The sequence below is a fragment of the Arthrobacter crystallopoietes genome (assembly GCF_002849715.1).
GTDB lineage: Bacteria > Actinomycetota > Actinomycetes > Actinomycetales > Micrococcaceae > Crystallibacter > Crystallibacter crystallopoietes.
This window is the reverse complement of the sequence record NZ_CP018863.1, coordinates 1,210,663-1,233,590: the sequence shown is the minus strand read 5'-3', so window position 1 is coordinate 1,233,590 and position 22,928 is coordinate 1,210,663. Positions and strand designations below refer to the sequence as shown.

Annotated in this window: 19 protein-coding genes; 9 read left to right on the top strand and 10 right to left on the bottom strand. The window is 64.8% G+C overall.

Features of this window, described 5'->3' with window-relative positions; translation table 11 throughout:
* Positions 1 to 48 precede the first annotated feature (48 nt).
* On the top strand, positions 49 to 1,401 hold the full coding sequence (locus AC20117_RS05940; protein WP_074700517.1) for an 8-oxoguanine deaminase: 1,353 nt from the start codon (positions 49 to 51) through the stop codon (positions 1,399 to 1,401).
* Between the two features lie 14 nt (positions 1,402 to 1,415).
* Here AC20117_RS05940 and AC20117_RS05935 read toward each other — a convergent pair whose 3' ends face one another.
* The gene (locus AC20117_RS05935; RefSeq protein ID WP_074700518.1) at positions 1,416 to 1,787 is read right to left on the bottom strand and encodes a VOC family protein; all 372 of its coding nucleotides are present in this window, start codon (positions 1,785 to 1,787) and stop codon (positions 1,416 to 1,418) included.
* Between the two features lie 200 nt (positions 1,788 to 1,987).
* Between AC20117_RS05935 and AC20117_RS05930 the strand changes: the two genes are divergently transcribed.
* Entirely contained in the window at positions 1,988 to 2,431 is a 444-nt protein-coding gene (locus AC20117_RS05930) for a QcrA and Rieske domain-containing protein (RefSeq protein ID WP_074700519.1), read from the top strand.
* On the opposite strand, the gene AC20117_RS05925 is transcribed toward AC20117_RS05930, so the two are convergent.
* The 3 genes from AC20117_RS05925 to AC20117_RS05915 all read right to left on the bottom strand — a co-directional run bounded on the left by AC20117_RS05925 (position 2,428) and on the right by AC20117_RS05915 (position 5,113).
* On the bottom strand, positions 2,428 to 2,901 hold the full coding sequence (locus AC20117_RS05925; protein WP_074700520.1) for a hypothetical protein: 474 nt from the start codon (positions 2,899 to 2,901) through the stop codon (positions 2,428 to 2,430). The two genes, AC20117_RS05930 and AC20117_RS05925, sit on opposite strands and share 4 nt — an antisense overlap.
* A 179-nt stretch (positions 2,902 to 3,080) precedes the next feature.
* Positions 3,081 to 3,671 carry a CGNR zinc finger domain-containing protein gene (locus AC20117_RS05920; RefSeq protein WP_074703186.1) on the bottom strand — a complete coding sequence of 197 codons (591 nt, stop codon included), beginning with the start codon at positions 3,669 to 3,671 and terminating at the stop codon, positions 3,081 to 3,083.
* A 155-nt stretch (positions 3,672 to 3,826) separates the two neighbouring features.
* The gene (locus tag AC20117_RS05915; protein ID WP_074700521.1) at positions 3,827 to 5,113 is read right to left on the bottom strand and encodes an MFS transporter; all 1,287 of its coding nucleotides are present in this window, start codon (positions 5,111 to 5,113) and stop codon (positions 3,827 to 3,829) included.
* A 111-nt stretch (positions 5,114 to 5,224) separates the two neighbouring features.
* On the opposite strand from AC20117_RS05915, the gene AC20117_RS05910 reads away from it, so the two are divergent.
* Both AC20117_RS05910 and AC20117_RS23225 read left to right on the top strand, forming a co-directional pair.
* Positions 5,225 to 6,166 carry a LysR family transcriptional regulator gene (locus AC20117_RS05910; protein ID WP_074700522.1) on the top strand — a complete coding sequence of 314 codons (942 nt, stop codon included), beginning with the start codon at positions 5,225 to 5,227 and terminating at the stop codon, positions 6,164 to 6,166.
* On the top strand, positions 6,154 to 6,420 hold the full coding sequence (locus tag AC20117_RS23225) for a hypothetical protein (protein WP_139186777.1): 267 nt from the start codon (positions 6,154 to 6,156) through the stop codon (positions 6,418 to 6,420). The genes AC20117_RS05910 and AC20117_RS23225 overlap by 13 nt, the downstream gene beginning before the upstream one ends.
* 14 nt (positions 6,421 to 6,434) lie before the next feature.
* Here AC20117_RS23225 and ggt read toward each other — a convergent pair whose 3' ends face one another.
* Both ggt and AC20117_RS05900 read right to left on the bottom strand, forming a co-directional pair.
* Positions 6,435 to 8,261: a gamma-glutamyltransferase gene (gene ggt, locus AC20117_RS05905; protein ID WP_074700523.1), complete on the bottom strand. Its 1,827-nt coding sequence runs from the start codon at positions 8,259 to 8,261 to the stop codon at positions 6,435 to 6,437.
* 437 nt (positions 8,262 to 8,698) lie between these two features.
* Positions 8,699 to 9,280: a TetR/AcrR family transcriptional regulator gene (locus AC20117_RS05900; protein WP_074700524.1), complete on the bottom strand. Its 582-nt coding sequence runs from the start codon at positions 9,278 to 9,280 to the stop codon at positions 8,699 to 8,701.
* A 198-nt stretch (positions 9,281 to 9,478) separates the two neighbouring features.
* On the opposite strand from AC20117_RS05900, the gene AC20117_RS05895 reads away from it, so the two are divergent.
* From AC20117_RS05895 to AC20117_RS05880, 4 genes are read left to right on the top strand one after another with little or no spacing between them, the layout of a single operon-like run.
* Entirely contained in the window at positions 9,479 to 10,981 is a 1,503-nt protein-coding gene (locus AC20117_RS05895) for an APC family permease (protein WP_074700525.1), read from the top strand.
* Positions 10,982 to 11,012: 31 nt separating this feature from the next.
* A complete protein-coding gene (locus AC20117_RS05890; protein ID WP_074700526.1) occupies positions 11,013 to 11,348 on the top strand; it encodes a cupin domain-containing protein in 336 nt (111 codons plus the stop codon).
* Between the two features lie 23 nt (positions 11,349 to 11,371).
* Positions 11,372 to 12,688 carry a flavin monoamine oxidase family protein gene (locus AC20117_RS05885; RefSeq protein ID WP_074700527.1) on the top strand — a complete coding sequence of 439 codons (1,317 nt, stop codon included), beginning with the start codon at positions 11,372 to 11,374 and terminating at the stop codon, positions 12,686 to 12,688.
* A gap of 56 nt (positions 12,689 to 12,744) precedes the next feature.
* Positions 12,745 to 14,178, top strand: a complete 1,434-nt coding sequence (locus AC20117_RS05880) for an aldehyde dehydrogenase family protein (RefSeq protein ID WP_083339710.1) — start codon at positions 12,745 to 12,747, stop codon at positions 14,176 to 14,178.
* Between the two features lie 375 nt (positions 14,179 to 14,553).
* Here AC20117_RS05880 and mdlC read toward each other — a convergent pair whose 3' ends face one another.
* Both mdlC and AC20117_RS05870 read right to left on the bottom strand, forming a co-directional pair.
* Positions 14,554 to 16,164 carry a benzoylformate decarboxylase gene (gene mdlC / locus AC20117_RS05875; protein ID WP_074700528.1) on the bottom strand — a complete coding sequence of 537 codons (1,611 nt, stop codon included), beginning with the start codon at positions 16,162 to 16,164 and terminating at the stop codon, positions 14,554 to 14,556.
* 61 nt (positions 16,165 to 16,225) lie between these two features.
* On the bottom strand, positions 16,226 to 17,974 hold the full coding sequence (locus AC20117_RS05870) for an FAD-binding protein (protein WP_074703188.1): 1,749 nt from the start codon (positions 17,972 to 17,974) through the stop codon (positions 16,226 to 16,228).
* Between the two features lie 74 nt (positions 17,975 to 18,048).
* Between AC20117_RS05870 and AC20117_RS05865 the strand changes: the two genes are divergently transcribed.
* A complete protein-coding gene (locus tag AC20117_RS05865) occupies positions 18,049 to 19,026 on the top strand; it encodes a LysR family transcriptional regulator (protein WP_074700529.1) in 978 nt (325 codons plus the stop codon).
* Between the two features lie 150 nt (positions 19,027 to 19,176).
* On the opposite strand, the gene AC20117_RS05860 is transcribed toward AC20117_RS05865, so the two are convergent.
* Entirely contained in the window at positions 19,177 to 19,983 is an 807-nt protein-coding gene (locus tag AC20117_RS05860) for an ABC transporter permease (protein WP_211482301.1), read from the bottom strand.
* A 73-nt stretch (positions 19,984 to 20,056) separates the two neighbouring features.
* A complete protein-coding gene (locus AC20117_RS05855; RefSeq protein WP_074700530.1) occupies positions 20,057 to 22,927 on the bottom strand; it encodes a molybdopterin-dependent oxidoreductase in 2,871 nt (956 codons plus the stop codon).
* Position 22,928: the final 1 nt, after the last annotated feature.

Below are 22,928 nucleotides of genomic sequence, written 5' to 3'. Positions count from 1 at the left end.
TTGTTTGCCAACGCTCGGCGCCAAGACCTGTACCTGACAAGGAGCATCATGACTGCACGTACCTGGGTGACGAACCCGCTGGCCATTTTCACCGCCAACAACGACGACGCCGCGGGCGGTTTGGTGGTCGAAGGCGGCGAAATCGTCGAACTCGTGGCGGCCGGCCAGACGCCGCGCGAACCATGGACAACCGTGTTTGACGCCAGCGATCACGTGGTGCTGCCGGGCCTAGTCAACACGCACCACCACTTCTACCAAACGCTCACCCGGGCCTGGGCGCCGGTGGTCAACGTGCCGCTGTTCCCGTGGCTGATCAACCTGTATCCGGTCTGGGCGCGCCTGACTCCCCGCTACCTGGAGCTCGCCACCAAGGCGGCGCTGGCCGAACTGCTGCTCTCCGGCTGCACCACGGCGGCGGACCACCACTACCTCTTTCCCGCCGGCATGGAGGACTCCATCGACGTCCAGGTGCAGGTGGTGCGCGAGCTGGGGATGCGCGCCATGCTCACCCGCGGTTCCATGACGCTCGGGGAGGACGACGGCGGCCTGCCGCCGCAGCGCACGGTCCAGGCGCCCGAGGTGATCCTCGCCGACAGCGAACGGCTGATCGGGCGCTACCACGAACGCGGGCCCGGCGCGCAGATCCAGATCGCGCTGGCCCCTTGTTCACCGTTCTCCGTCACTCCGGAGATCATGAAGGACAGCGCTGCCCTCGCCGTGCAGCATGACGTACGGCTGCACACGCATCTGGCGGAAACCATCGACGAAGAGGACTTCTGCCTCGAACGGTTCGGCCTGCGGCCACTCGACTATCTCGAAAGCGTGGACTGGCTGGCACCGCGCACCTGGCTGGGCCATGGCATCCACTTCAGCGACGCCGAGGTCACGCAGCTTGGGGCCGCCGGGGTCGGCGTAGCGCATTGCCCCAGCTCCAACATGCGGCTGGCCTCGGGCATCTGCCGTGCCATTGAACTGGAGGACGCCGGCGTCAACGTGGGGCTGGGCGTGGACGGCTCGGCGTCGAACGACGGCTCCAACATGATTCTCGAGGCCAAGCAGGCGCTGTATCTGCAGCGGCTCCGCTATGGCGCCGAGCTCGCGAGGCCCGAGCGCGCCCTCGGCTGGGCCACCAGAGGGTCCGCCCGTGCACTGGGGCGTTCCGATATCGGTGAGATCGCCGTCGGAAAACAGGCCGATCTGGCGTTCTTCAAGCTGGACGAACTGCGCTTTTCGGGCAGCCACGACCCGCTCTCCGCGCTGCTGCTGTGCGGCGCGGACCGAGCCGACCGCGTCATGGTCGGCGGCCAGTGGCGCGTGGTGGACGGGCAGATCGAGGGGCTGGATCTTCAGGAACTGATCACCGACCACTCCAAAGCAGCCCGGGAGCTGGTCGCCGGCTGAGCAACTCCGCGGTGTCAGACGTGCTGGTCCACGATAATCGGGTTGCCATCCGGGTCCAGCACTATGAAGCTCGCCGGACCGGTCGTCTCCTCGTCTGCCTCCGCAACGAAATGTGTGCCCTGGGCTTTCAGCTGACGCTGAAGCTCGCGCACGTCGGTGTAGGCGTCGAGCTCCTGCGCGTCCTGATTCCAGCCGGGGTTGAACGTCAGCGCATTCTGCTCAAACATCCCTTGGAAGAGCCCGACGACGGCCTCACCATTCTTCAGAATCAGCCAGTTGTGCGTGAGATCGCCTCCGTGTTTGTGGAACCCGAGCTTCTCGTAGAACGCTGCAGAAGCCTCGATGTCCTTGACGGCCAGGCTGATCGAGAAGGCGCCGAGTTGCATGTGTTACTCCCTTTTCCGGAATGGCTGGTTCTTCGGATCATAGTCACAGCCGGCCCTGAACCAACACAGGAATAATCCAGCCGTGGGCGATCGGCGCTGCGGCGCCGGAACCTTGGGAGCAGACAAAAATTGGCTCAAACGATGGCTCGTCCGTGCGCACCGCTGGAAATTTCCAAGTTTTTACGGCAAGAATGGCACTTATGGAATCTCCCCGCGTCCCTTCACGCCGTTCGCTCCTGACCGTAAGTGCCGCCGCAGGAACGGCTGGCGTCCTTGCCGGCTGCTCGCCCTTCCAGAACCTAGTCGGAGATACGAGCGGCGAACCGGCGGCCGTCGGCGCCGAGGGAACGCCGGTTCGGGCGGGCAAGCTCAGCGAGGTTCCGGTCGGCGGCTCCGCCAACATGGAGGTTGAAGGAAAACCGATCCTGATCCACCGCCCCAATGAGGAAACGGTCCTCGCCTACAGTGCCGAATGCACCCATCAGGGCTGCAAGGTGGCGGCGACGGAAAGCGAGATCGCTTGTCCATGCCACAACTCGACCTTCGCGCTGACGGATGGCGCAGTTACGGGTGGGCCGGCCCCCGCGCCGCTGCCCCGATTTGCTGCGGCGATCGACGGCGATTGGATCACCGTCGTCGTTTAGCCGATAAGCGAGACGCCGAAGCTGGCGAGGATTCCGAAGGCGACGCCCCACAGGATGATCGAGACGATCTGCCACAAAATAACGGCGTTCTTCGACGCTCCGAACGAGACCATCGCGGCCGAGGTGATCTGGCTTGGCAGAATGGTCTGGCCCAGCAGGCTGACGCCTGCTACGCCGTACTTGTCGAATTGAGCGCGCAGCTTCTGCTGGCGGGGAGAGGGTTCCTTGGGTGCCTTGCCGCTGACTACCTTCGAACGCACCCTATGGGCGCTGAGCACGAAGAGCAGCATGGAGATCACGTTGCCGACGATGGCGGCTGCGATCGCGACCGCCGGGTTGATGCCTGCGAGCACGCCGATGACGGACCCGAAGTAGGACTCGATGAACGGAATCGCGGCTGCGAGTATCACGCCCACCCACTGCAGCACAGTGGGAAGCGAGGCGGTGAAGTCCTGCAGGGCGTCGATCATGGATGATTCCTCTCATGGTGTGGACCGTGAAGCGGTGTCTCTGGGGCATCGGCCCGTGACGGGTGCCTAGGACCAATACGAGCCTAGTGAAGGCCGTCTGGAGGATGATGCTTCGAGAGGATGATCTTCATGCACAGGTCATCCCACGCCGTGGCGGTCGGGCAGGGGAGGGCTCATGATCAGCCGGCGTGCACGCTGCCCTGTTTTCGGGCATAGGCGCGGGCTGCTCGCACGCGATCACCACATCGTGTGGAGCACCAGTAGCGGCGCGCGTGGGTGCGCAATATGAACCGGTTGCAGGGCGTTGCTTCGCAGCGGGCGATCAGTCCGGCTTGATCTCCAGTCAGCAATGAGGCGGCGTCCTCTGCGATTTGGGCCATCGCGTGTTCGACGAGTTGCGTCACCGGGTGCTGTGGAGCGCGGTGCAATCCCTCCTGCGGGTCATACCGCAGCAGCGGCGCGCTCGGCACCTTCGTGAGGGCTTGATTGACCCCCTCAAGGGCACTCAGTTCAGGTTCTCTGCTGTCTGCTTGGGCTGCGAAGATTGCACGCAAACTGCCCCGCAAGGTTGCGAGCTGGTTCTGGCAGTACGCCAGCAGAGCCGTCTCGTCGGGAACGAGCTGGTGGCTGATGAGCCATCGGGTGGCGTTCTCCGGGCTGTCTAATTCATCCACCGCGTGACCGCCAGGAAGCGTGACGGTGCTGTTAGCCAGGGCGAGACTCGTATGCTGCTCGGCTCCGGGCGCGGGTGGAAGCGGGATCGTAGACATGCTTCTCATGCTATCAGCTGGGGTTTTCCGTGACGTTCCTGCAGTGGAGCATCACGCTGAATTGTCGATTCTTTGCTGGGGATTTGGAGAAACCCCTGTGCTCCAGGCGCCACTTTCTTGGAGACGACGGTGATGATCGCGGTGACGAGCATGAATTACTCCGCTAGGCGCGCGTGATTGTCCCCAACTTTGGGGCGGGGACGCGACTTGATATCCAGGAGTCGGAATCGATACAGCGCAGCAACACCAGCCAGAGGACCAATGAAGAGGATAAGGAATGCGTACTGCCACCCCACGAACACGGCGGTGATCGGAACGATCTGGATGGAAGCGATCGTGACGAGAAATCCGAGGGCAGTCTGTATGGTCAGGGCAGTACCGACATGCTCTGGTTCGGTCGCTTCGCTCAAGAGCGTGGAGAACACTCCGGAGTCTGCGATCACCGCAGCACCCCAAAGGGAACTGAAGGCGATCAGCACCGGCCAAGAGGTATCAAAGAAGGCTGCAGAGAGGAGGCAACAACCACCACTGATCGCAAGAGAAAGCCCCGCAGTCACGGCGCGACCGTGGCGGTCAGCGGCCCAACCTCCAATCACGCAGCCGATTACACCGGCGACGCCGATGCAGAAAAACACGATGGCACTAATCGACCAACCCGAGTGGGAAGTCTGATCCTGCGAGGCCAGCATGAAAGAAGGCAGCCACGTCCAAAGGGCGTAGAGTTCCCACATGTGCCCGTAATAACTGATGTTGACCAGCCGTTGGGCACGATTGCGAAGCATTCGCCGCACAAACCCGGGATCGAGGCTCACTGAACGGCTTTCAAACAGAGGTCCAGGGCGAACAGCCGCTGCGCACAGTATTCCTCCGGCCATGGTTACACCAGCAGCTACGAGCAGGACTGCCTTCCAGGAAAGTTCAAAAGCGCCGATCAAGTGCGGCAACGTAGATCCCAGCGTGAGTGCGCCGATCAACAGCCCGAAGGCCCGCCCTCGTTGAGCCGGAGTTGACCAGGACGCCATTAGCTTCATCCCTACCGGGTACACCCCTGCCAGAAAAACCCCGGTGGCAAACCGTAAGAGGACCGCGATGACAAGTCCCTCGGCCCATAGTGCAAAGGCAACTGTGGCGGAGGCGGCACCACAAGCTGACCATGCGAGCAACCAGTCTGGACGCAGTCGGTCGGCTAGATTGGTCAGTGCAGAAGCGGTTGCACCCAGCACAAAGCCCACTTGAGTCGACGCAGTTACCCATACTGCGGCTGCAGCGCTGATCTGCCACTCGAGCTGGAGTGAGGGAACCACCGCCGAAGCCGAGAACCATACAGCTAGGGCCATTACCTGGACCCCGGCGATCAGCGCCCGTTGTCTGGGTGCCCTTTTACCAAGCTGACCCGTCACATCGTCCGCTTCACCGGGATTCGCGGTAGCTTCGCCACTCATAGCGGCAATGCTTCCGTTATGTATGCGAAACGGCTACGAAGTTCTGGTTACCAGGTGACAAGGCAGGCTTGTAAGGGCTTGGTACGGTGGCCACATGGAGGGAAGGCGACGATGGAACTTGACCTAGAAACCTTGAGGCTCTTGGAGAATATCAATCGGACGGGAAGCCTTCGCCGCTCAGCAGAAAATGCCGGGGTTACCCAGCAAGCGGTCTCGGCACGCATCCAGCTTGCAGAACGCCGGCTTGGGCGTGCACTTGTGCATCGTTCGCGCAACGGTTCAGAGCTGACGGACGACGGTAAGCTCGTGATCGAGTGGGCCAAGCCCCTTCTGGAGGCCGCTGACATCTTTGCATCGTCGGTGCGGACGCTCCGTAGCAAAGCCGATATTTGCGTGGCCGCCAGCCAGTCAATTTCAGAGCAACTGCTGCCCGGGTGGATGGATGCACTCAGACAGGCTCCGGATGCTCCCACAGTTCGGCTCATTTCCGGCAGCAGCGCAGATGTCATCAAGCGAGTACGTGGACACGTGGCGACTCTGGGATTTATCGAAACTCCCGAGGTGCCACCTGACCTCGCCTCTCAACGGATCCGGAACGATCCCCTCGCCGTCGTGGTCTCCCCGAACCACCCATGGGCTGGACAGGGTCGACTCATCTCACCAGCAGAACTGGCCCGGACGCCTTTGATCTGTGACGACAAGGGCTCCGGTCGCTGCACTCTCGAACTGGCACTGCAGGCCGCTGAAGTCGATGATGGCTTGGCGTCCCCGGCCGCCATCATGACAGGAACTGGCGCGATCGCCGGTGCCGTGGCAAGCGGGATTGCTCCCGCCGTCGTGAGCCGCTCCTTAGTCCGACCCCATCTCGATAGTGGCGCCCTGATCGAAGTCGAAATCGAGGGCATACAGCTCCACCGGCCTTTCACGATGGTCTGGACCGGACAACCCGCTCGGACCTCGGCCGCCCAAAAGTTCATCTCCATCATCACGAGCCGGACGGCACCCAGTCCCTCCACTACGGCCGGCCAAAGGAACACAGTATGGAAAATTTAGAGGCTGTTATCGCGGAGCTCGAAGAAGCCAGCGGTCTCAAGGAAGTAGCCCAGGTGACAACTTTTGAGGGGCAACATGAGACTGCTGGAACGGTAGAAATCACGATCAGTGATCGTGGTGTTGGGCATCCTCATCGATACTCGGTTTTCGCTCGTTCTGTAGCCTTGGCGAACAGGAGTGCAGCGGGCAAATCAGCGCCGGATCTTGCCACCGCAATAGCCACTGTCCCTTGGTTCAAACTGGGGAAGAAGTAACGGTCAGGCGCAGCCTACCGGGACGGTTTGAGTACCAGGGCAGAGCCGCCCCCGCGCCTAACGGGTTCGGCGGCAGCGACCATGCTTCCATCGGACATGAACTCGATTGCGGTCGCCGCGCCTATTTCTGCCGCTGAAGTGAACGAGTCCCCGGCTGGCGACAGCTCATGGCCGTAGGGTTTCAGTTGGCTTTCATAGGCATCGATGAACTTCGGCTCCGCGGTGACGCTGGCGGTGTTTCGTTGCGATGCCCGCGGCGCCGCGATCGCTTCCGGTATGTCCATGCCCAGATCCACGCGGTTCAGGATCGTCTGCAGGACTGTCGTGATGATGGTGGAGCCGCCGGGGGAGCCGAGCGCGAGGAAAGGCTCACCGTCCTCGAGGATGATGGTCGGCGACATTGAGGAGCGGGGCCGTTTGCCTGGTTCGATGCGGTTCGGATCCGCTGGGTCGTACACCGTGGAGAAGTCAGTCAGTTCGTTGTTCAGCAGAAACCCGCGGCCGGGCACCACGATGCCGGATCCGCCGGTCTGCTCAATCGTGAGCGTGTACTCGACAACGTTTCCCCACCTGTCTGCGACCGTCAGGTTGGTCGTCGAGATGTTCTCGGTGTCCTTCTCATCCGCGGGGGCCGCGGCGGCAGCCGGGCACACGCCGTCGTACTCTGATACGTCCCCGGGCGTGACGGGTTTCTCGGCCGCCTGCAGCGGGTCGATGTGGCAGGCGCGTTCCTTGCCGAACAGAGGGTCCGTGAGGGCGTCGGTGGGGACGTCGACGAAGGCCGGGTCGCCGACGTACTTGCCGCGGTCGGCGAAGGCAAGCGCGCTCGCCTCAAGGTAGTGGTGCAGGGCGCCGGGAACGGTCATCTCGGAAAGATTGACCGTGTCCAGGATGTTCAGCGCTTCGCCGACGGTGGTGCCGCCGCTGCTCGAGGGCGCCATGCCGTAAACGTCCAGCCCGCGGTATTCCACATGCGCTGGATCCTGGTCCAAGGCCTCGTATTCGGCCAGGTCCGCCGTCGTCATGTGGCCAACCGGAACGGGCAGCTTTGTGGTGTCGGTCTTCGGTGGATCCTGAACCGTGGCCGCAATTTCCTCTGCAAGCGGCCCATCGTAAAAGGCATCCGTGCCATGTTTGGCGAGGAGCCGGTACGTTTTGGCCAGGTCGTGGTTCTTGAAGGTACTGCCGACGGCGGGTGCGTCGCCGTCGGGGAGGAAGAGGCTGGTCGTCGAGGTGAACGCCTCGAAGCGGATCTTGTTGTCAAGGGTCTGCTGGCGGAATGTTTCATCGACCTCGAAGCCGCGGCTGGCGACTTTGATGGCTGGCTTGAGCGCTTCGCGGAGGCTCACCGTTCCCCAACGGTCGAGGGCGCGCTCCCAGGTCGCCGGCGTTCCGGGTACGCCCACGGAGACGCCGCTGGTGACGAGCTCAGGCGTGAAGGGGTAGGGCTCGCCGGTCTCCGGGTCGATGAACGCGTCGTGCGGCATCGCCTCCGGTGCGGTTTCGCGGCCGTCGATTGAGCTGACCTCACCGGTCTCCGCGTCGTAGAACATGAAGTAACCGCCACCGCCGATCCCTGCGCTGTACGGTTCAGTCACGCCGAGGGTCGCCGCTGCGGCTACTGCGGCGTCCACGGCATTGCCGCCCTTGCGAAGGACTCTAAGTGCTGCCGCGGATGCCTCGGGGTCTACGGTGCTTACTGCGCCGCCGTATCCCCTGGCAGTTGCGGTCTTGTCGGGCTCGGTCGGGTGGGCGAAGGCGGGGCTGGCAACGGTGCCGCTGGTTAGGCTCATAACCAGGGCGGCTGTAAAGGCAGCGAACCGACGTCTCAGATGTGCCATGGTCACTCCGAAAATTAAGGTGATGGGAGTTGTCGATGGGGCCACGCTACTCTCGGGCCTCCGGCCACTCAATACTGCAGCGCATCCCGAGGGGAAAGAAGGCGGTAACTGTGGGTATTAACCCGCGCTGGCACCTAGAGGCTCCAGCCATCGAATGGGCGGTCGAGCGTCCCCTGGAATTCGCTCATGCTGCCTCGCAGGACGCCTCGATGCAACGTTTGCTGTTGCTTTCACTGATCTTGTCCTGACCGATTCTGAACTGCAGCTGCTCCAATTCGAGATGATCATGGCATCCCGGCGGAAGAGCCCGAGTTACGGCCACCGGTTAAATGACTTATACGTTTAAAAAATACTCGTTCTCTACGAATATCCCGGGGGTAGGGCGCTGGCTGACCGTCGCTGGCCCGGAAGAGATCCAGACGGCCTGACCCAAGCGCCTAGCCAGCTGGATTCAGCGAAGTAGGCTGCTTTTCCAGGAGGGCTCCGATCCGCACGATTGCTTCACGTACCGTGCCGGGATCCGACACGGTGAGTTGCTGCAGGACCAGTCCGTCCAGGGCAGCGAAGATGGCCCGAGCCAGAGGGGCCGTGTCTTGGTAGCCGTGCTTCTGGAGTGCCTGTTGCATCGATTCGACGTAGCTGTCATAGAGCTTGACGGCTGCCGGCCGGAGTTCGGGTTTGCGGCGGGATTCCAGAATCATCTCGTATTGGAAGAGCTGCAGTTCAGGCTCCGACTGCACGAGTTCCACCAGCGCCTGCGCGAATTCAGCGTTTACTTCTTCTGTGGCGGAGAGGTCACTGAGCCGGATGGAGCGGGCTGACGCCCATTCCATCGCCGCTTCCAGAAGCGCGCTTCGGGAGCCGAAGTGGTGCGAAATCAGGGTGTTGTTTACTCCGGCATGGTCCGCCACTGCGCGGTATGTCAGCCCGCGCAGTCCTTTTTCGGCGACGACTGCTACCACAGCGGCCAGCAAGGCGTCCCGCCCATCACCGTATTTGTGCGCTCGTCCGTTGGCCATGAAGCGAGTTTATCCAACCTCGCGCCTGTCCCGGGCAGGGATTGCGCCGTCAAACACTTCTGTGCGTCGGCGGAAATTTAAAGGTCCACAGGTCTTGACGAAAAGAACTAAGCAGATGCATAGTTCTTAGTACGTGCTTTAGCTCACGCCTTCTTCCTTCGAATGCTTTGCGGCGTTATTTCCCCGAAAGGTCCCGTGATGACCGACCACACCACACCTGCTGCAGCCGTTCCTGCCGCTGAACCGTCATCCCTGCATAAAACCCTCCGTTGGCAGGACGCGTTCGCGCTTGCTATGGCCGTCTCCGGCGGCTTGTTCGTCTCCTTTGGGGCGACGATGGCGGCCATCGGAGCCCTGTCCGCCATGTTCATTTGGGCACTGGCAGCCGGAATCGGCTGGCTGCAAAACAACCTCTTCGCCGAAATGGCGTCCATGTTTCCCAACAAGCCCGGCGGCGTTCCCGTCTACGCACACGAGGCGTGGAAGGAGCGCTTCGCGCCCGCCGGCGCCCTGGCTACCTTCGGCTACTGGTTCGGCTGGTCCGCGGTCATTTCCGTGGTCAGTTTCACCGCCGGTGCGATCATCCAGGCGCGCTGGTTCCCGGATCAGGTCTGGGTGCTGGACCTCGGCATCGCCCAGATCGGGCTGAGCCAGCTGCTGGGAATCGGCCTGATCCTGGCCATCATGGTCCCGAACCTCTTCGGTGCGCAGCCCGCGGCATGGGTGAACAAGCTCCTCGGTGCACTGCTGGTCATTCCGCTGCTGATCTTCGTCGTCTCGCCGATCATCAGCGGTAACTGGCAGTTCGAAAACCTCACCTGGGGCCTCGGCGACGAAGGCGCCGACCACTGGGGTGGCTGGCAGGACGCTATTGTCTGGCTGTATCTGGTGGGCTGGACCGCCTACGGCACCGAAATGTGCGCTGCCTTCACCCCTGAATACAAGTCCCGCAAGGACGCTAAGCGTGCGCTGTCCGCATCGGGTGCCTACACCTTCGCGATGTTTGCACTGGTCCCGCTCGGTGTTGGCGGCCTGGTCTCGCGTGAAGACGCGGCGGCCGACGTCGGTGGAGTCTTCGTCAACGCCTTCGCCAGCGTCCTGCCGGCCGGCCCCGTCGCCGACATTATGCTGATCATTTCCATCGGCGCGCTGCTGATGGGTGTCAATGCAAGCATGGCCGACGGCTCGCGTGCCCTCTATGGCGCGGCACTGGACGGGCTGGTTCCCCGTCAGTTCGAGAAGCTCAACAAGCATCAGGTGCCTGCCCGGGCGATCCTGACCGCCGTGGTCATGAACATCCTGCTGATCATCTTCGTCTCGAACCCGATCTCGATCCTCGTGGCCGCGAACCTCGGCTACCTGCTGGCCATCCTGCTGGCTGTGAGCGGCTTCATCATCCTGCGCAAAGACCACCCCGAGATGCCACGCCCCTTCCGTGCCGGCAAGACCGCGATGCCGCTGGCCATCACGCTGACGGTTTACGGCGCCGTCGTCCTTGTCGTCGGTTCGCTGTCCTCCGAGCTCACCGGGTACGGCGGACCGCTTGAACTCTCCATCGGCGTCGGCATCCTGCTGCTCTCGCTGGTCCTCTACGTCATCCGCCGCCGCGGCCAGGAGCAGCTGCCGTTGCTGCGCGAACCGCGGCAAAGCGAGTATCCGGCTGCCGCCGATCCCGCATCCACTCCCGAACCAACCAACTAGCCAACCCATTAGATCCACAAGGAGATCAACCATGACCGCACCCGTTTTCCACGCCGACCACACCGAAATCCAGTACGAGCCGTTCGAAGTTGGCCAGGTCCAGTGGCTGCGCCGCAATGGCGACGGCGGCAACGAGGCCCTCGCCTCCGGCATCTGGCACGTCACTCCGGCGGATGCCCCGGAACCGTTCGATCTGCCGATCGAAGAGGACGAGACCATCTACATCGTCTCCGGCCACCTCCACATCGAAGTCCTCGACGGCGACACCTTCGATCTGAAGGCCGGCAGCATGGCCTCCTTCTCCAAGGGAGCCAAGACCCGCTGGACCGTGGTCGAGCCTACCGTCGAATTCTTCGTCTACAGCTGAGCCGGACCGAAAAGAGGACAATCATGAGCACTACCACCGACGTCATTGTCATCGGTGCCGGATTCGCCGGTCTCACCGCGGCGCGCGAACTCACGCAGCAGGGACGCACCGTCAGGATCCTCGAAGCCCGCGACCGGATCGCCGGCCGCACTTGGGTGGAGAACCGGATGGGCCGCAACCTTGAGCTCGGCGGCACCTGGGTCCACTGGGTCCAGCCCCATGTGTGGGCCGAGATGACCCGTTACGGCATCGGCGTTATCGCCGGGCCGGAGTTCGAAAAGGCCTACTGGTGGGCGGACGGACAGCGGCATGAAGGGCCGGCCGAACGCGTGCTGGAAATCATCGACGAGCCCAACAAGCGTCTGCTCGAACAGACGCGCGAGCTCATCCCGCTGCCGTACCAGCCGCTGACCAATCCGGCTGTCAAGGGCGTGGACCATGAAAGTGTCGCCGCACGGATCGACGCCCTCCAGCTGGATGAGGAAGCCCGCCAACTCCTGCGCACCTTCTGGTCGCTGAACTTCAACGGCAAGATCGAGGACGCCGCCTTCACCCAGGCGCTGCGCTGGTGCTCGGCCGCCAGCGGCGACTGGATGCTCATGTTCGAAGCCTGCGCCACCTACAAGGTCCAGGGCGGAACAGTGGCACTGGCCGAGGCGATCCTCGCCGACACCACCGCGGACCTGCACCTCAATACCGCCGTCAGACGAGTCGAGCAAAACAACGACGGCGTCACCGTCACCACCGCTGACGGGGCAACTCATTCCGCGAAGGCAGTGATCGTGACGTTGCCGCTGAATGCCTTGGGCACGGTCGAGTTTTCCCCCGCGCTCTCGGAAGGCAAGCAGGCAGCCGCTTCTCGGGGCCAGGCCGGTCTCGGCGCGAAAGTGTGGATCAAGGTCAAGGGCAAGTGGGACCGTTTTGTGGCCTTCGGCGCGGAGGACTGGCCGATCAACTTTGTTCAATCGGAGTACTTCGACGAGGACACAACCACCTTGGTGGCCTTCGGCCCCGACGGAAACGCCGTCGACGTCGAAGACAGGGACGCGACACAAGCCGTGCTCGAGAAGCTCGTACCCGGCATCGAAGTCCTTGAAATTACCGGCCACTCCTGGGTCGGCGATGAATACGCAAAATCCACCTGGCCCATGCACTACACCGGCTACCTGTCCGAAAGCCTCGAGGAAATGCAGCGCCCCGAAGGCAACGTCTTCCTGGCCGGCTCTGACTATGCCAACGGATGGGGCGGCTTCATCGACGGCGCCATCGAGAGCGGTCTCACCACGGCACGCAGCGTCGCAGCAAAAGTCGAGCAAAACAAGGCACAAGCAGCTATTTGAAACCCGCCGCTGCCTGCACGCGGCCCGAAACCAGTAACCACGCAAGGAAAGACACCATGACCCGAACCACCGTGCCGACAGCTTTCATCACCGCCACTGACCTGCTCGCCGCCATCCAACCCGCCGACGGCGGACGGAAGATCTTCGACCCCGCTACCGGCGGAACCGTCGGCCGCGCACCCGTGCACACCGCCGCGGATTTGGACGCAGCCGTTGCAGCCGCACGCGCAGCGCAGCCAGAGTGGGCTGCGCTGGGCCACGAGAAGCGCAGCGAGTACCTGAACCAGGCCGCGGACGCCATCGATGCCAGTGCGGAGGCGCTCGCCGAGCTGCTTTCGCGCGAGCAGGGCAAGCCGCTGAACGGACCGAATGCGCGTTTCGAGGTCGGGGCGTGCGCCGCCTGGCTGCGCGCCACGGCGTCGTTCGTCTTGGAGCCCGAGGTCGTGGTGGACGACGGCGAAAGCCATGCCGAGGTGCACTACCGTCCGCTCGGCGTCGTCGGCGCGATCGGCCCGTGGAACTGGCCGATGATGATCAGCGTCTGGCAGCTCGCGCCCTCGCTGAGGATGGGCAACACGGTGGTGATGAAGCCGTCCGAGTACACGCCGCTGAGCGTGCTGGCGCTGGCCGCGGTGATTAACCAGGCGCTGCCGGCGGATCTGCTGCACGTGGTTTCCGGCGGCCGCGAGGTCGGCGAGGCGCTGGCCTCCCACCCGGAGATCGACAAGGTGATGTTTACCGGCTCCACCGCCACGGGCAAGGCGATCATTCGTTCCTCCGCGGACACGGTGAAGCGGCTGACGCTGGAGCTCGGCGGCAATGACGCGGGCATCGTGCTCGAGGACGCGGATCCGAAGGCCATCGCGCAGGATCTGTTCTGGGGCGCGTTCATCAACACCGGCCAGACCTGCGCCGCGCTCAAGCGCCTCTACGTCCACGATTCGCTCTACGACCAGGTCTGCGAGGAACTGGTACAGGTCGCCCAGAACATGCCGATGGGTGTGGGGCTGGACGAGAACAATGTGCTGGGCCCGCTGCAGAACAAGGCCCAGTTCGACATTGTCGCGGACCTGGTACAGAAGGCGAAGGACAGCGGCGCCAAGGTGCTGACCGGCGGCAACCCTGAGTCCGGCCAGCCCGGCTACTTCTACCCGACCACCCTCGTGGCGGAAATCGACAACGACAATCCGCTGGTGGCCCAGGAGCAGTTCGGCCCGGCGCTGCCGATCATCCGCTACAACACGGTTGACGAGGCTGTCGAAATGGCCAACGGGCTCGACGTCGGCCTCGGCGCCTCGGTCTGGTCCTCTGACCCGGCCAAGGCCCGCGAAGTCGCCGCGCGGATCGAGGCCGGCACGGTCTGGATCAACAAGCACGGCGCCGTTGACCCGCGCGTGCCGTTCGGCGGCGCCAAGCAGTCCGGCTACGGCCTCGAATTCGGCGTCGCCGGCCTCAAGGCCCTGGGCACCCCGCAGGTGATCAGCTGCTGAGAAGCATCAGGCACAGACAGTAAAGAGAATGGGAGAAAGGAATCTGGCACGTCATATGTCAAGACAGATCCCTTTTCGTGGCGCCGATCATCGGGACCGGAACGGCATCCACCTGGGACACCACGACTATGGCATATGCGCGGTTATCAGCGTTGGCTATCATCGAGAATGCGGGTCAGCCGGAATGAAGGCCCATTTCAATGTGGCCCTGGGGGTACTTGAAGGACCGGTGCGAAGCCGCTGCGCGGATCGACGACCATCGTCCATGTATCCGCAACGTTCGTCCAGTACGAGCATCGGCCGCCCGGCGCGGTTCGCAGGGCGGCAAGGACGGGTCTGAGAGCTGCGGCGGGCGAACGAAGTCCTTAAGAGGGATCAGTCCATAACCACCTGCGCGTCGATGAGGACCGGGCCGCTGGCCTTCAGTGCTTTTTGGTACGCCTCCTCGAACTCCTCCCGAGTGCTCGTCCGCTGTGCGGGTACGCCGTAGCCCTCGGCGATGGAGACGAAGTCGATGCCGCCGAGTTCCAGGCCAGGTATGTCCGGTGAGCCCATTCGCTGGGCGAAGCCGGCGAGGGCGCCGTAGCTGGAGTTGTTAACGATGACGAACACGGTCCGCGTGTTCTGCTTTGCCGCGGTGTAGAGCGCGGTGATGCCGTAATTCGCGGAGCCGTCGCCCACGGTCGCTACGATCGTTTTCTCCGGGTCGCCGAGGGACATCCCGACCGCCACCGGGAGGCCGAATCCCAGACCGCCCGAGGCCGGGAAGTTATACATGCCCGGCCGGTCGATGGCGATGCGCTCGAGGTAGTCCAGGTCCAGGGTGGTGGTTTCGTTGACGTAGGCGATCGTGTGATTCACGTAGGTATTGAGCACCTCGAGGATTTCGGTGCCGGTCATCCCGTCCGGGGAGGTCCTTGCCGCGGGCAGTTCGCGGGATCCGGGCTCCCCGCGCCGCTTTCCGCGGTCCTGCACGCCCCCGGCGAGGGCCTTCGCGACGCCCGCCACATCGGCAATCACTGACCTGCCGAAAGGTGCGCGGGTTGCCTCGCGCGGATCCTGGGTGATCTGTACGACGCGGGTACCCGCTTCTAGGTAGTTGCTCGGCTCCCAGCGGTGGTAGCGGAAAACGGCAGCGCCGAGGACGAGGACGACGTCATGCCCGGCGAGGCGATCGCGCACCGACTTGATGCCCGGGACGATGACACCTTCGAAGTTTGGGTGGGTGGTCGGGAAGGGGCCCCGCGAGGGCGAGGGTGCGACGTACACGGACGCATCGGCCTTTTCCGCCAGGGACACCACGGCGTCAAAGACCGTGTGATCCTCGACGGCGGCGGCATCCACTTGGGGGCCCACAACGAGCGCCAGCTTCTTGGCGCCGTCGACGGTGGCGATGAGCTCCTGCGCCATGCCGTCGGTGAGGCTGCCGGCGACGAGCACCGAGCGCTCGGCGAGCAGGGCATCGTCGTCGAGGGCGGTCTCCGCCCAGTCATCGAGCGGGACGGAGACGTAGACCGGCCCGCATGGCTGGATAGAGGTTTCGAAGACGGCTTGGGCGAGGGCACGCGGCACGTCGGCGGCGGCCAGCGGCTCGTGCGAGTACTTGACCAGCGGGGTCGGCAGGACCGAAGCGTCCACACTGGCCAACATCGCCTCTTGGCCGACGGTGCGCCGGACCTGCTGTCCGGCGAGGACGACCATCGGGATGTGGCCGTAATGAGCGTTGGTCAGGGCGCCCATCGCGTTGCCAGACCCGGAGGCGGCATGCAGGTTGACCAGGGCAGGCCTGCCGGTGGCGCGGGCGTAGCCCTCAGCCATGCCCACGACGACCTGCTCGTGCAGTCCGAGAATGAAGTTGAAGCTCTCATCGAGACCCGCGAGGAATGGAATCTCGTTGGATCCGGGGTTGCCGAAGATGGTGGTCACCCCCTGCGCACGGAACATGTCCAGACTCGTCTCCAGTACCGTCTTCTTGGTGATAGCCACTCGTCAGCCTTCCTCAGATTCTCGTTATTCCGATGGTAGCTTCGGGACCGGCCGGGTACCGCTACTCCACGAGCTTGCCGGCTACAGAGTCGTCCGCGTCGACCTCGGCTAGCGAGCGGAAGGAGTCCGGGGCGGGGGCCAGAGCCTCGAAGCTGACTCCTTCCGCTGGGGACCAAACGAAGTTGCCTTGCAGTGCCGGATCCTGCTGGGGGAAGTCTGCGCGGTTGTGGCAGCCGCGCGTCTCACGGCGCTCCAGTGCGCATTCGAGCGTTGCGCGGGTCGCGAGGAGCGAGCCCAGCAGATCGTAGGCGTGGGCGAGGTCGTCGAACCCGGCGATGTCGGGGCGAGCGGTGATGTGTTGGGCGCGCTCTTCGAGGGCGGCCAGCTTGCGCAGGCCTTCCTGCAGGCCCTGTTCGGTGCGCACAACGCCGGCGTGCTCGGTCATGAGGTTGCGCACTTCGCGCTGCAGCCGCCGGGCTGACTCGGTTCCGCGTTCACTGAGCAGTGACTGCATTTCGGTGCGGGCCAGTCCGATGGCGGAGGGGTCCCGGTGGACAGTGGTGCGGGAGGTGACGTACTCGGCGGCGTGCTCGCCGGTGATGCGTCCGTAGACGAGTAGCTCTATCAGTGAGTTCCCGCCCAGTCGGTTGGCGCCGTGCAGGCCTGAGGAAGCTTCACCGATCGCGTACAGCCCGTCCACTCCCGTGCTGTGGTCTTCCGGTGCTACCCATACTCCGCCCATGGAGTAATGGGCGGTAGGAGCGATTTCCATCTTCGTTGTGGTGATGTCCAGCATTTGCAGGTCGATCAGGGTGCGGTAGACGCGCGGCAGCTTCTGCAGGATGACTTCCCGAGGCAGGTGGGAGACGTCCAGGTAAACACCGCCTTTCTCGGTTCCCCGGCCCGCGGCGATCTCGGTGTATCCAGCCAGTGCAACCCGGTCACGGGTGGAGAGCTCCATGCGCTCGGGGTCGTAGCGCTCCATATATCGCTCACCCAGTGCATTGGTGAGGATGCCACCTTCTCCGCGCGCTGCCTCGGAGACGAGGGTGCCGGCGGCGTCGTCGGGTTCCAGCAGTCCGGACGGGTGGAACTGGACCAGCTCGGCGTCCCGGACCCGGGCACCGGCCAGAGCGGCCAGGCGGAAGGAGTCGCCGGTGTTCTCGTCCCGCCGGGAGGAGGTATGGCGCCAGATACGGGTGTGCCCGCCGGCTGCCAGAATCACCGCATCGGCAAGGATCTGCACGGGTGTGCCGTCAACAATATCGAATCCATAGGCACCGAAGACTGTGCCGTCGGCCACCAGGAGGCGGGTGATGTAGATGCTGTCGATGATCTGCACATCCAGTTCGGCCGCGCGGCGCATCAGGGTGCGCTGGATTTCCAAACCGGTGTAGTCGCCGGCGTAGGCGGTGCGGCGGTACTTATGGGCGCCGAAGAAGCGCTGTGAAATGCGCCCGTCCTTTTCCCGGGCGAAGGGCATGCCCCATTTCTCCAGATCGCCGATTCCGTCGGCGGCGTTGCGTGCCACGGTCTCGACGATGGCCGGGTCAGCCAAGAAATAGGATTCGCGCAGGGTGTCGGCGGCGTGCTGCTGCCAGCTGTCCTCGGGGTCCATCGTGCCCAGGGCGGCGTTGATGCCGCCGGCTGCCAAGGTGGTGTGAGCATCGTGCTTGCGCCGCTTGCCCACCGCCAATACATGGACCCCCCGCTGGGCCAGTTCGATCGAAGCCCGTAGCCCGGCACCACCGGTACCGACGACGAGGACGGAGGTGGACATCAGTCGTTCTCTGGAATGCTGTGTGATCATATCGACCATGCTAGGAAGCCGAGTATGATGAGTCCAATGCATTGTTCTACTCATCGTGATGCACAAAGGCTATAATGAAACTTGAGCAGTTATCTTCCTTCGAGGCCGTGGCGCGTATGGGCCACTTCACCCGGGCTGCCGAGGAGCTCTTCCTCGCCCAACCCTCCCTGAGCCGGCAAATCGCTGCTCTGGAGGCTGACCTAGGCACTAAGCTCTTCCGTCGTGGACCGGCGGGGGTGACACTGACCGACGCAGGGGGAGTGCTGTTGCCCATCGCCCGGCGGATGCTCGCTGACGCGCGGTTCGCTCGCGAGCAGATGGACGAACTGGCAGGGCTGCGCCGCGGTCATGTCCGGCTCGGCGCCCCGCCGACTCTCTGCGTCTCACTGGTCTCCGACGTTCTCGCAGCCTTCCGGGCCGCGCATCCTGGAGTGGACCTGCACATCACCGAGGCAGGCTCGCGCTCACTGGTGGACGCCCTGAACGAGAACGCACTGGACCTCGCCCTGATGGTCACCCGTGGCACCGAACCATCCGTACCGGGCACCGAACTGATCCCCCTGCTTTCCGAGGAACTGGTGGTGATCTCAGCCGCAGGCTCACCCCTGCCAGGACACGCGCGGCAGCAAGGTGGCGAAAGTTCGACGCCGACCGAGATCACGCTGGCGGAACTGGCCCATATCCCGCAGGTCGCGTTCAACCGCAGTTACGACCTGCGCCTGGCCACAGACGCCGCATTCTCGGCCAGCGGCCTTACCCCGACGATCGCCGTCGAGGGCGCCGAAATGGACGCCGTGCTCCGATTCGCAGAACGGGGACTGGGAGTGGCCGTCGTCCCGGCTATGGTGGTCATCGACCGCCCCGGGCTGCACAGCACTCGCCTGGTAAACCCCCAACTGACCCGAACCGTCAACTTGGCCCGGCGCACCGACGTCGAACCCTCAGCTGCGGCTGCCGCGATGCAGCGGTTTGTCTTCGATACCGTGGACCGGCTCACCGCTCCCGGCACGGATCTCGCGCGCCTGGTGACGGCCGTACCGCGAAACCGGTAGGGGCCCCGAGCCGTGAGCGGGCTCCGTCTGTTGGCCTCGATCAAAGCGGAAGCCATGGCGCCATCATTTAGGCCCGGAGCGGCTGACTTGCAAGATCTCGGCAAGCTCTGCCAGCCGGTGGGCTCGTGCGGATTCGACGAAGACCTGTCGCTAGCGATCCAGCTGGCCGGCTTCGGCCAGATGCGTAGCTACGGAAATGGCGATAGCTTCCGCGGCCAGCAGGGAAATCAGCACGACAAGTTGGACCAGCCCGGCGTCCAAAGGCGACGCACCGCCGAGTACCAGCCCGACGAAGGCCCCGGGCAAGGTCACTGTGCCTACCGTGCGGGTCTGGTCCAACGCCGGTACGAGCGCTTCCGCTGCCACAGGTCGCGCCACGAGGGATCTTGCCGAACGCAGGGTCAGGCCCAGGGCCATGCCCGCCTCGACTTCTCCATGACGAAGCGCAAGCTCCTGTTTCAACCGCCTGCCAGCTAGATTCGTCGCGGTCATCGATCCACCGATGAGCTGCCCTACGACCGCAGCCAAGGCCAGGGGATCGAGCGGCAGCACGCCGGTCACCAGCATGAGGCCTGCCACGGGGAGTGTGCCGGCACTGATCGGCAGGGCGGCGATCCAGAACCGGCCGCTCCCTATCCGTTTCGCCGCAGTCCAAGAGGCTACGCCCAGCATCAGCAGCAGGAAAGCCGCCGCTAACCAGCCGGATCGGCCGAGCTGGGCAATAAGGACGGCGACGACGGCTAGCTGGGTCAGCGCACGGACTCCCGCGAGCAGAATGTGTTTGATCGGCAGCCCCAGCACAGCACGACCAACAGTGGCTGCGGTGACCAGAAGGACAGCCAGCAGCAGCCAGACCGCTGGCCCGGTATTGAGCAAGGTGGAGTTATCCGGCACCTGCACATCTTCCCACCGGCGAACCTCGTGATTCAGCGCGATGAGGCCCGGAACCGAAATCACGAGTGCCGGGGGCTCCCATGTCCTCCCGTTCGGCAGGCAGCAGGGTCACTGCCTGCCGAACGAAGGGGGCCTCCTACCGGGCCAGCAGCAGATCCGAGCCGACGGCGGGCACACGGCTGGCGTCCTTCAGCGCCAGGTAGATCCGGTCCCGTGCCAAGGGCAGCGAGGTGAAGCGGATGCCGGTGGCTGCCCGGACGGCGTTGGCCAGGGCCGGCGCTACCGGGTTGAACGGGCTTTCGCTCATCGACTTGGCGCCGAGCGGACCCAGCTCGTCGGACGTGCGGGCGAAGTACACTTCGCTGCGCGGCACATCCGCGAAGGTGGGGATATGGTACTGCCGCAGGATATCGGTGGTGACCGCCCCGCCGTCGTCAATCCGGACCTCTTCGTAGAGGGCGGCCCCGAGCGCCTGCGCGATTCCGCCCTCGATCTGCCCGCGGCACTGCCGGGGATTGACGACGACGCCGGCGTCCGCGGCCTGTACGCTCTGCAGGATGGCGAGCTCGCCGGTAGCGGAGTTCACGGCCACGCGGAAACCCTGCACATTGAACGCGACGGACCGCGGGGTGCCGCCCCAGCGGCCCTCGGCCTGCAGCGAGACGGAGCGTTCCTCGGCGGCTCCGGCCAGCTGCGCGAAGGTCAGCAGCTGCCCCGCGCAGTCCATGCCGCCCGCGACGGGCACGCAGTCTTCGGGCGCGGCCCCGCTCAGCTGGGCAGCGAAGGAACGCAGCAGCCCGGCGAGGTCCTGCGCAGCGGCCAGCGTCGCCTTGCCCGCCACCACCGTGCCGGTGGAGCCGAAGGCGCCGGAATCGTGCTCGGTCAGCAGCGTGTCCGACTGGCGCACCCGCACCGCAGCGGGGGAGGTGCCGAGGGCCTGCGCGGCGAGCTGGGCGTGCACGGTGGTGGTGCCGTTGCCGAATTCAGCCGTGCCTACGTCCAGCCGGTAGCCGTCCGCGGTCAGCGCGATGATGCTGTGCGCGAAGTGTCCGCGCGGCGGCACCGTGTCGATCATCGACAGCGCGGTGCCCTCGCCGACCAGCCACTCCGGTCCCAGGTCTTCGCCGCCGGCGCCGCGCTCGCGGCCTCGGTCCAGCGCGCCGCGGACCAGGTCCACGCACTGGTCCAGACCGTAGCTGCCGTAGAGCACGTCCGCTTCCGGTTCGCTGTGCAGCGAGAGCATGTCGTCGCCATGGCGGATCATGTTCCGCCGCTTGAACTCCAGCGGATCCATCCCCAGCCGGACGGCGAGCTCGTCCAGCGCGGATTCCACCGCGAAGATCATCTGGCTCAGCCCGTAACCGCGGAATGCGCCCGAGGGAAGCGTGTTGGTGTAGACGCTGCGGGCGTCCACCTTCTTCGCCGCGCAGCGGTAGACCGCGATCGACTCCCCGCAGCCGTGAAACATCACGCCGGGCGCGTGGTTGCCGTAGGCCCCGGTGTTGACCGTGGCGTCCAGCGCCAGCGCGGTGAGCGTGCCGTCCCGGCGGGCACCGGCCCGGACCCGGATGGTGAAGGGGTGCCGCGTGGTGGTCGCCGTGAACTGTTCGGTCCGGGTGAGCTCCAGCTGCACTGGTCGGCCCAGCTTCAGCGCCGCCAGCGCCACGATGTCCTCCGTCAGCACTTCCTGCTTGCCGCCGAAGCCGCCGCCCACCCGGCCGGCCACCACGCGGACGGTATCCTGCGGCAGCGCGAAGATCCGGGCGAGCGTGCGCCTGACCAGGAACGGGACCTGGGTGGAGGAGCGCACCGCCAGACTGCCGTCGGCCTCGGTCCAGGCGATGGCGCTGTGCGTCTCCAGCGCCACATGCTGCACGCGCTGGGTCACGTACGTCTCTTCATGCACGACGTCGGCGCTGTCCAGTGCCGCGGCAACGTCGCCGATTTCGGTGTGCACCTCGGCGACGATGTTCCGCTCCGGAACGGCAATCCGGGAATCGGCTGACTTGTCCGCGTGCAGGCGCGGTGCGCCGGGTGCGATTGCGGCCTCCGGCTCGAAGACCGCCGGCAGCACCTCGTAATCGACTTCCAGGGCACGCACGCCGGCTTCGGCCGCGGCGACGGTTTCGGCCACGACGGCGGCCACCCGCTGCCCCTTAAAGCGAACGACGTCGTCCAGCACGCGGCTGTCGTCCGGATCATCCGTGTACAGCTCGTGCTGCGCCGTGGAGAACAGCTGGGCCGGCGCATCCTCGTGGGTGAAGACGGCGACGACGCCGGGAACCGCCAGCGCCGCGCGGGTATCGACCGCCCGGATACGGGCATGGGCATGCGGCGAACGGGCCAGCTTCAGGTGCAGCAGGCCGGGGAACTCCTCGGCGGGAACGTCCAGGGTGTAGCGGGCGGTGCCGGTGACAACGAGGGGAGCTGCCGGGGCGGGGGTGTCCGCGCCGACCGCTGCCGGTGCAGGTGTGGCCGAAGTGCCGGTGGGTGGGGAAGCGGTGCCGGAAGCAGAGGAAGCCGCAGGGGCGTCCAGGGCGCAGCTTGCCGACGGCGGATGGGAGCAGCCGCCGCCGTCGTTGCCCAGCACGGCGTCTTCGATGGCGCGGTAGCCAGTGCAGCGGCAGAGGTTGCCCTTCAGGTTGCGCGGGAGGTTCTGCTTCTGTTCGTCGCTGAACGTTGCCGCGGTCATGATCATGCCGGCGGTGCAGAAGCCGCACTGGAAGCCCTGGGCCTTGAGGAACTGCTCCTGCATCGGGTGCAGGTCCGACCCGGCCACGTCCGGCAGCCCTTCGATGGTAGTGATCGAGCGTCCCTCGGCGCGCACGGCGGGGTAGATGCAGCTGTGCACCGGGACGCCGTCGACGTGCACGGTGCAGGCGCCGCAGTCGCCGCCGTCGCACCCCTTTTTCACCCCCTGCATGCCTTCTTCGCGCAGGAAGGTGCGCAGGCACTGGCCCGGCCGCGGGCTGTTGGCGTGCGTTTCCCCGTTGATGTCCATTGCCATG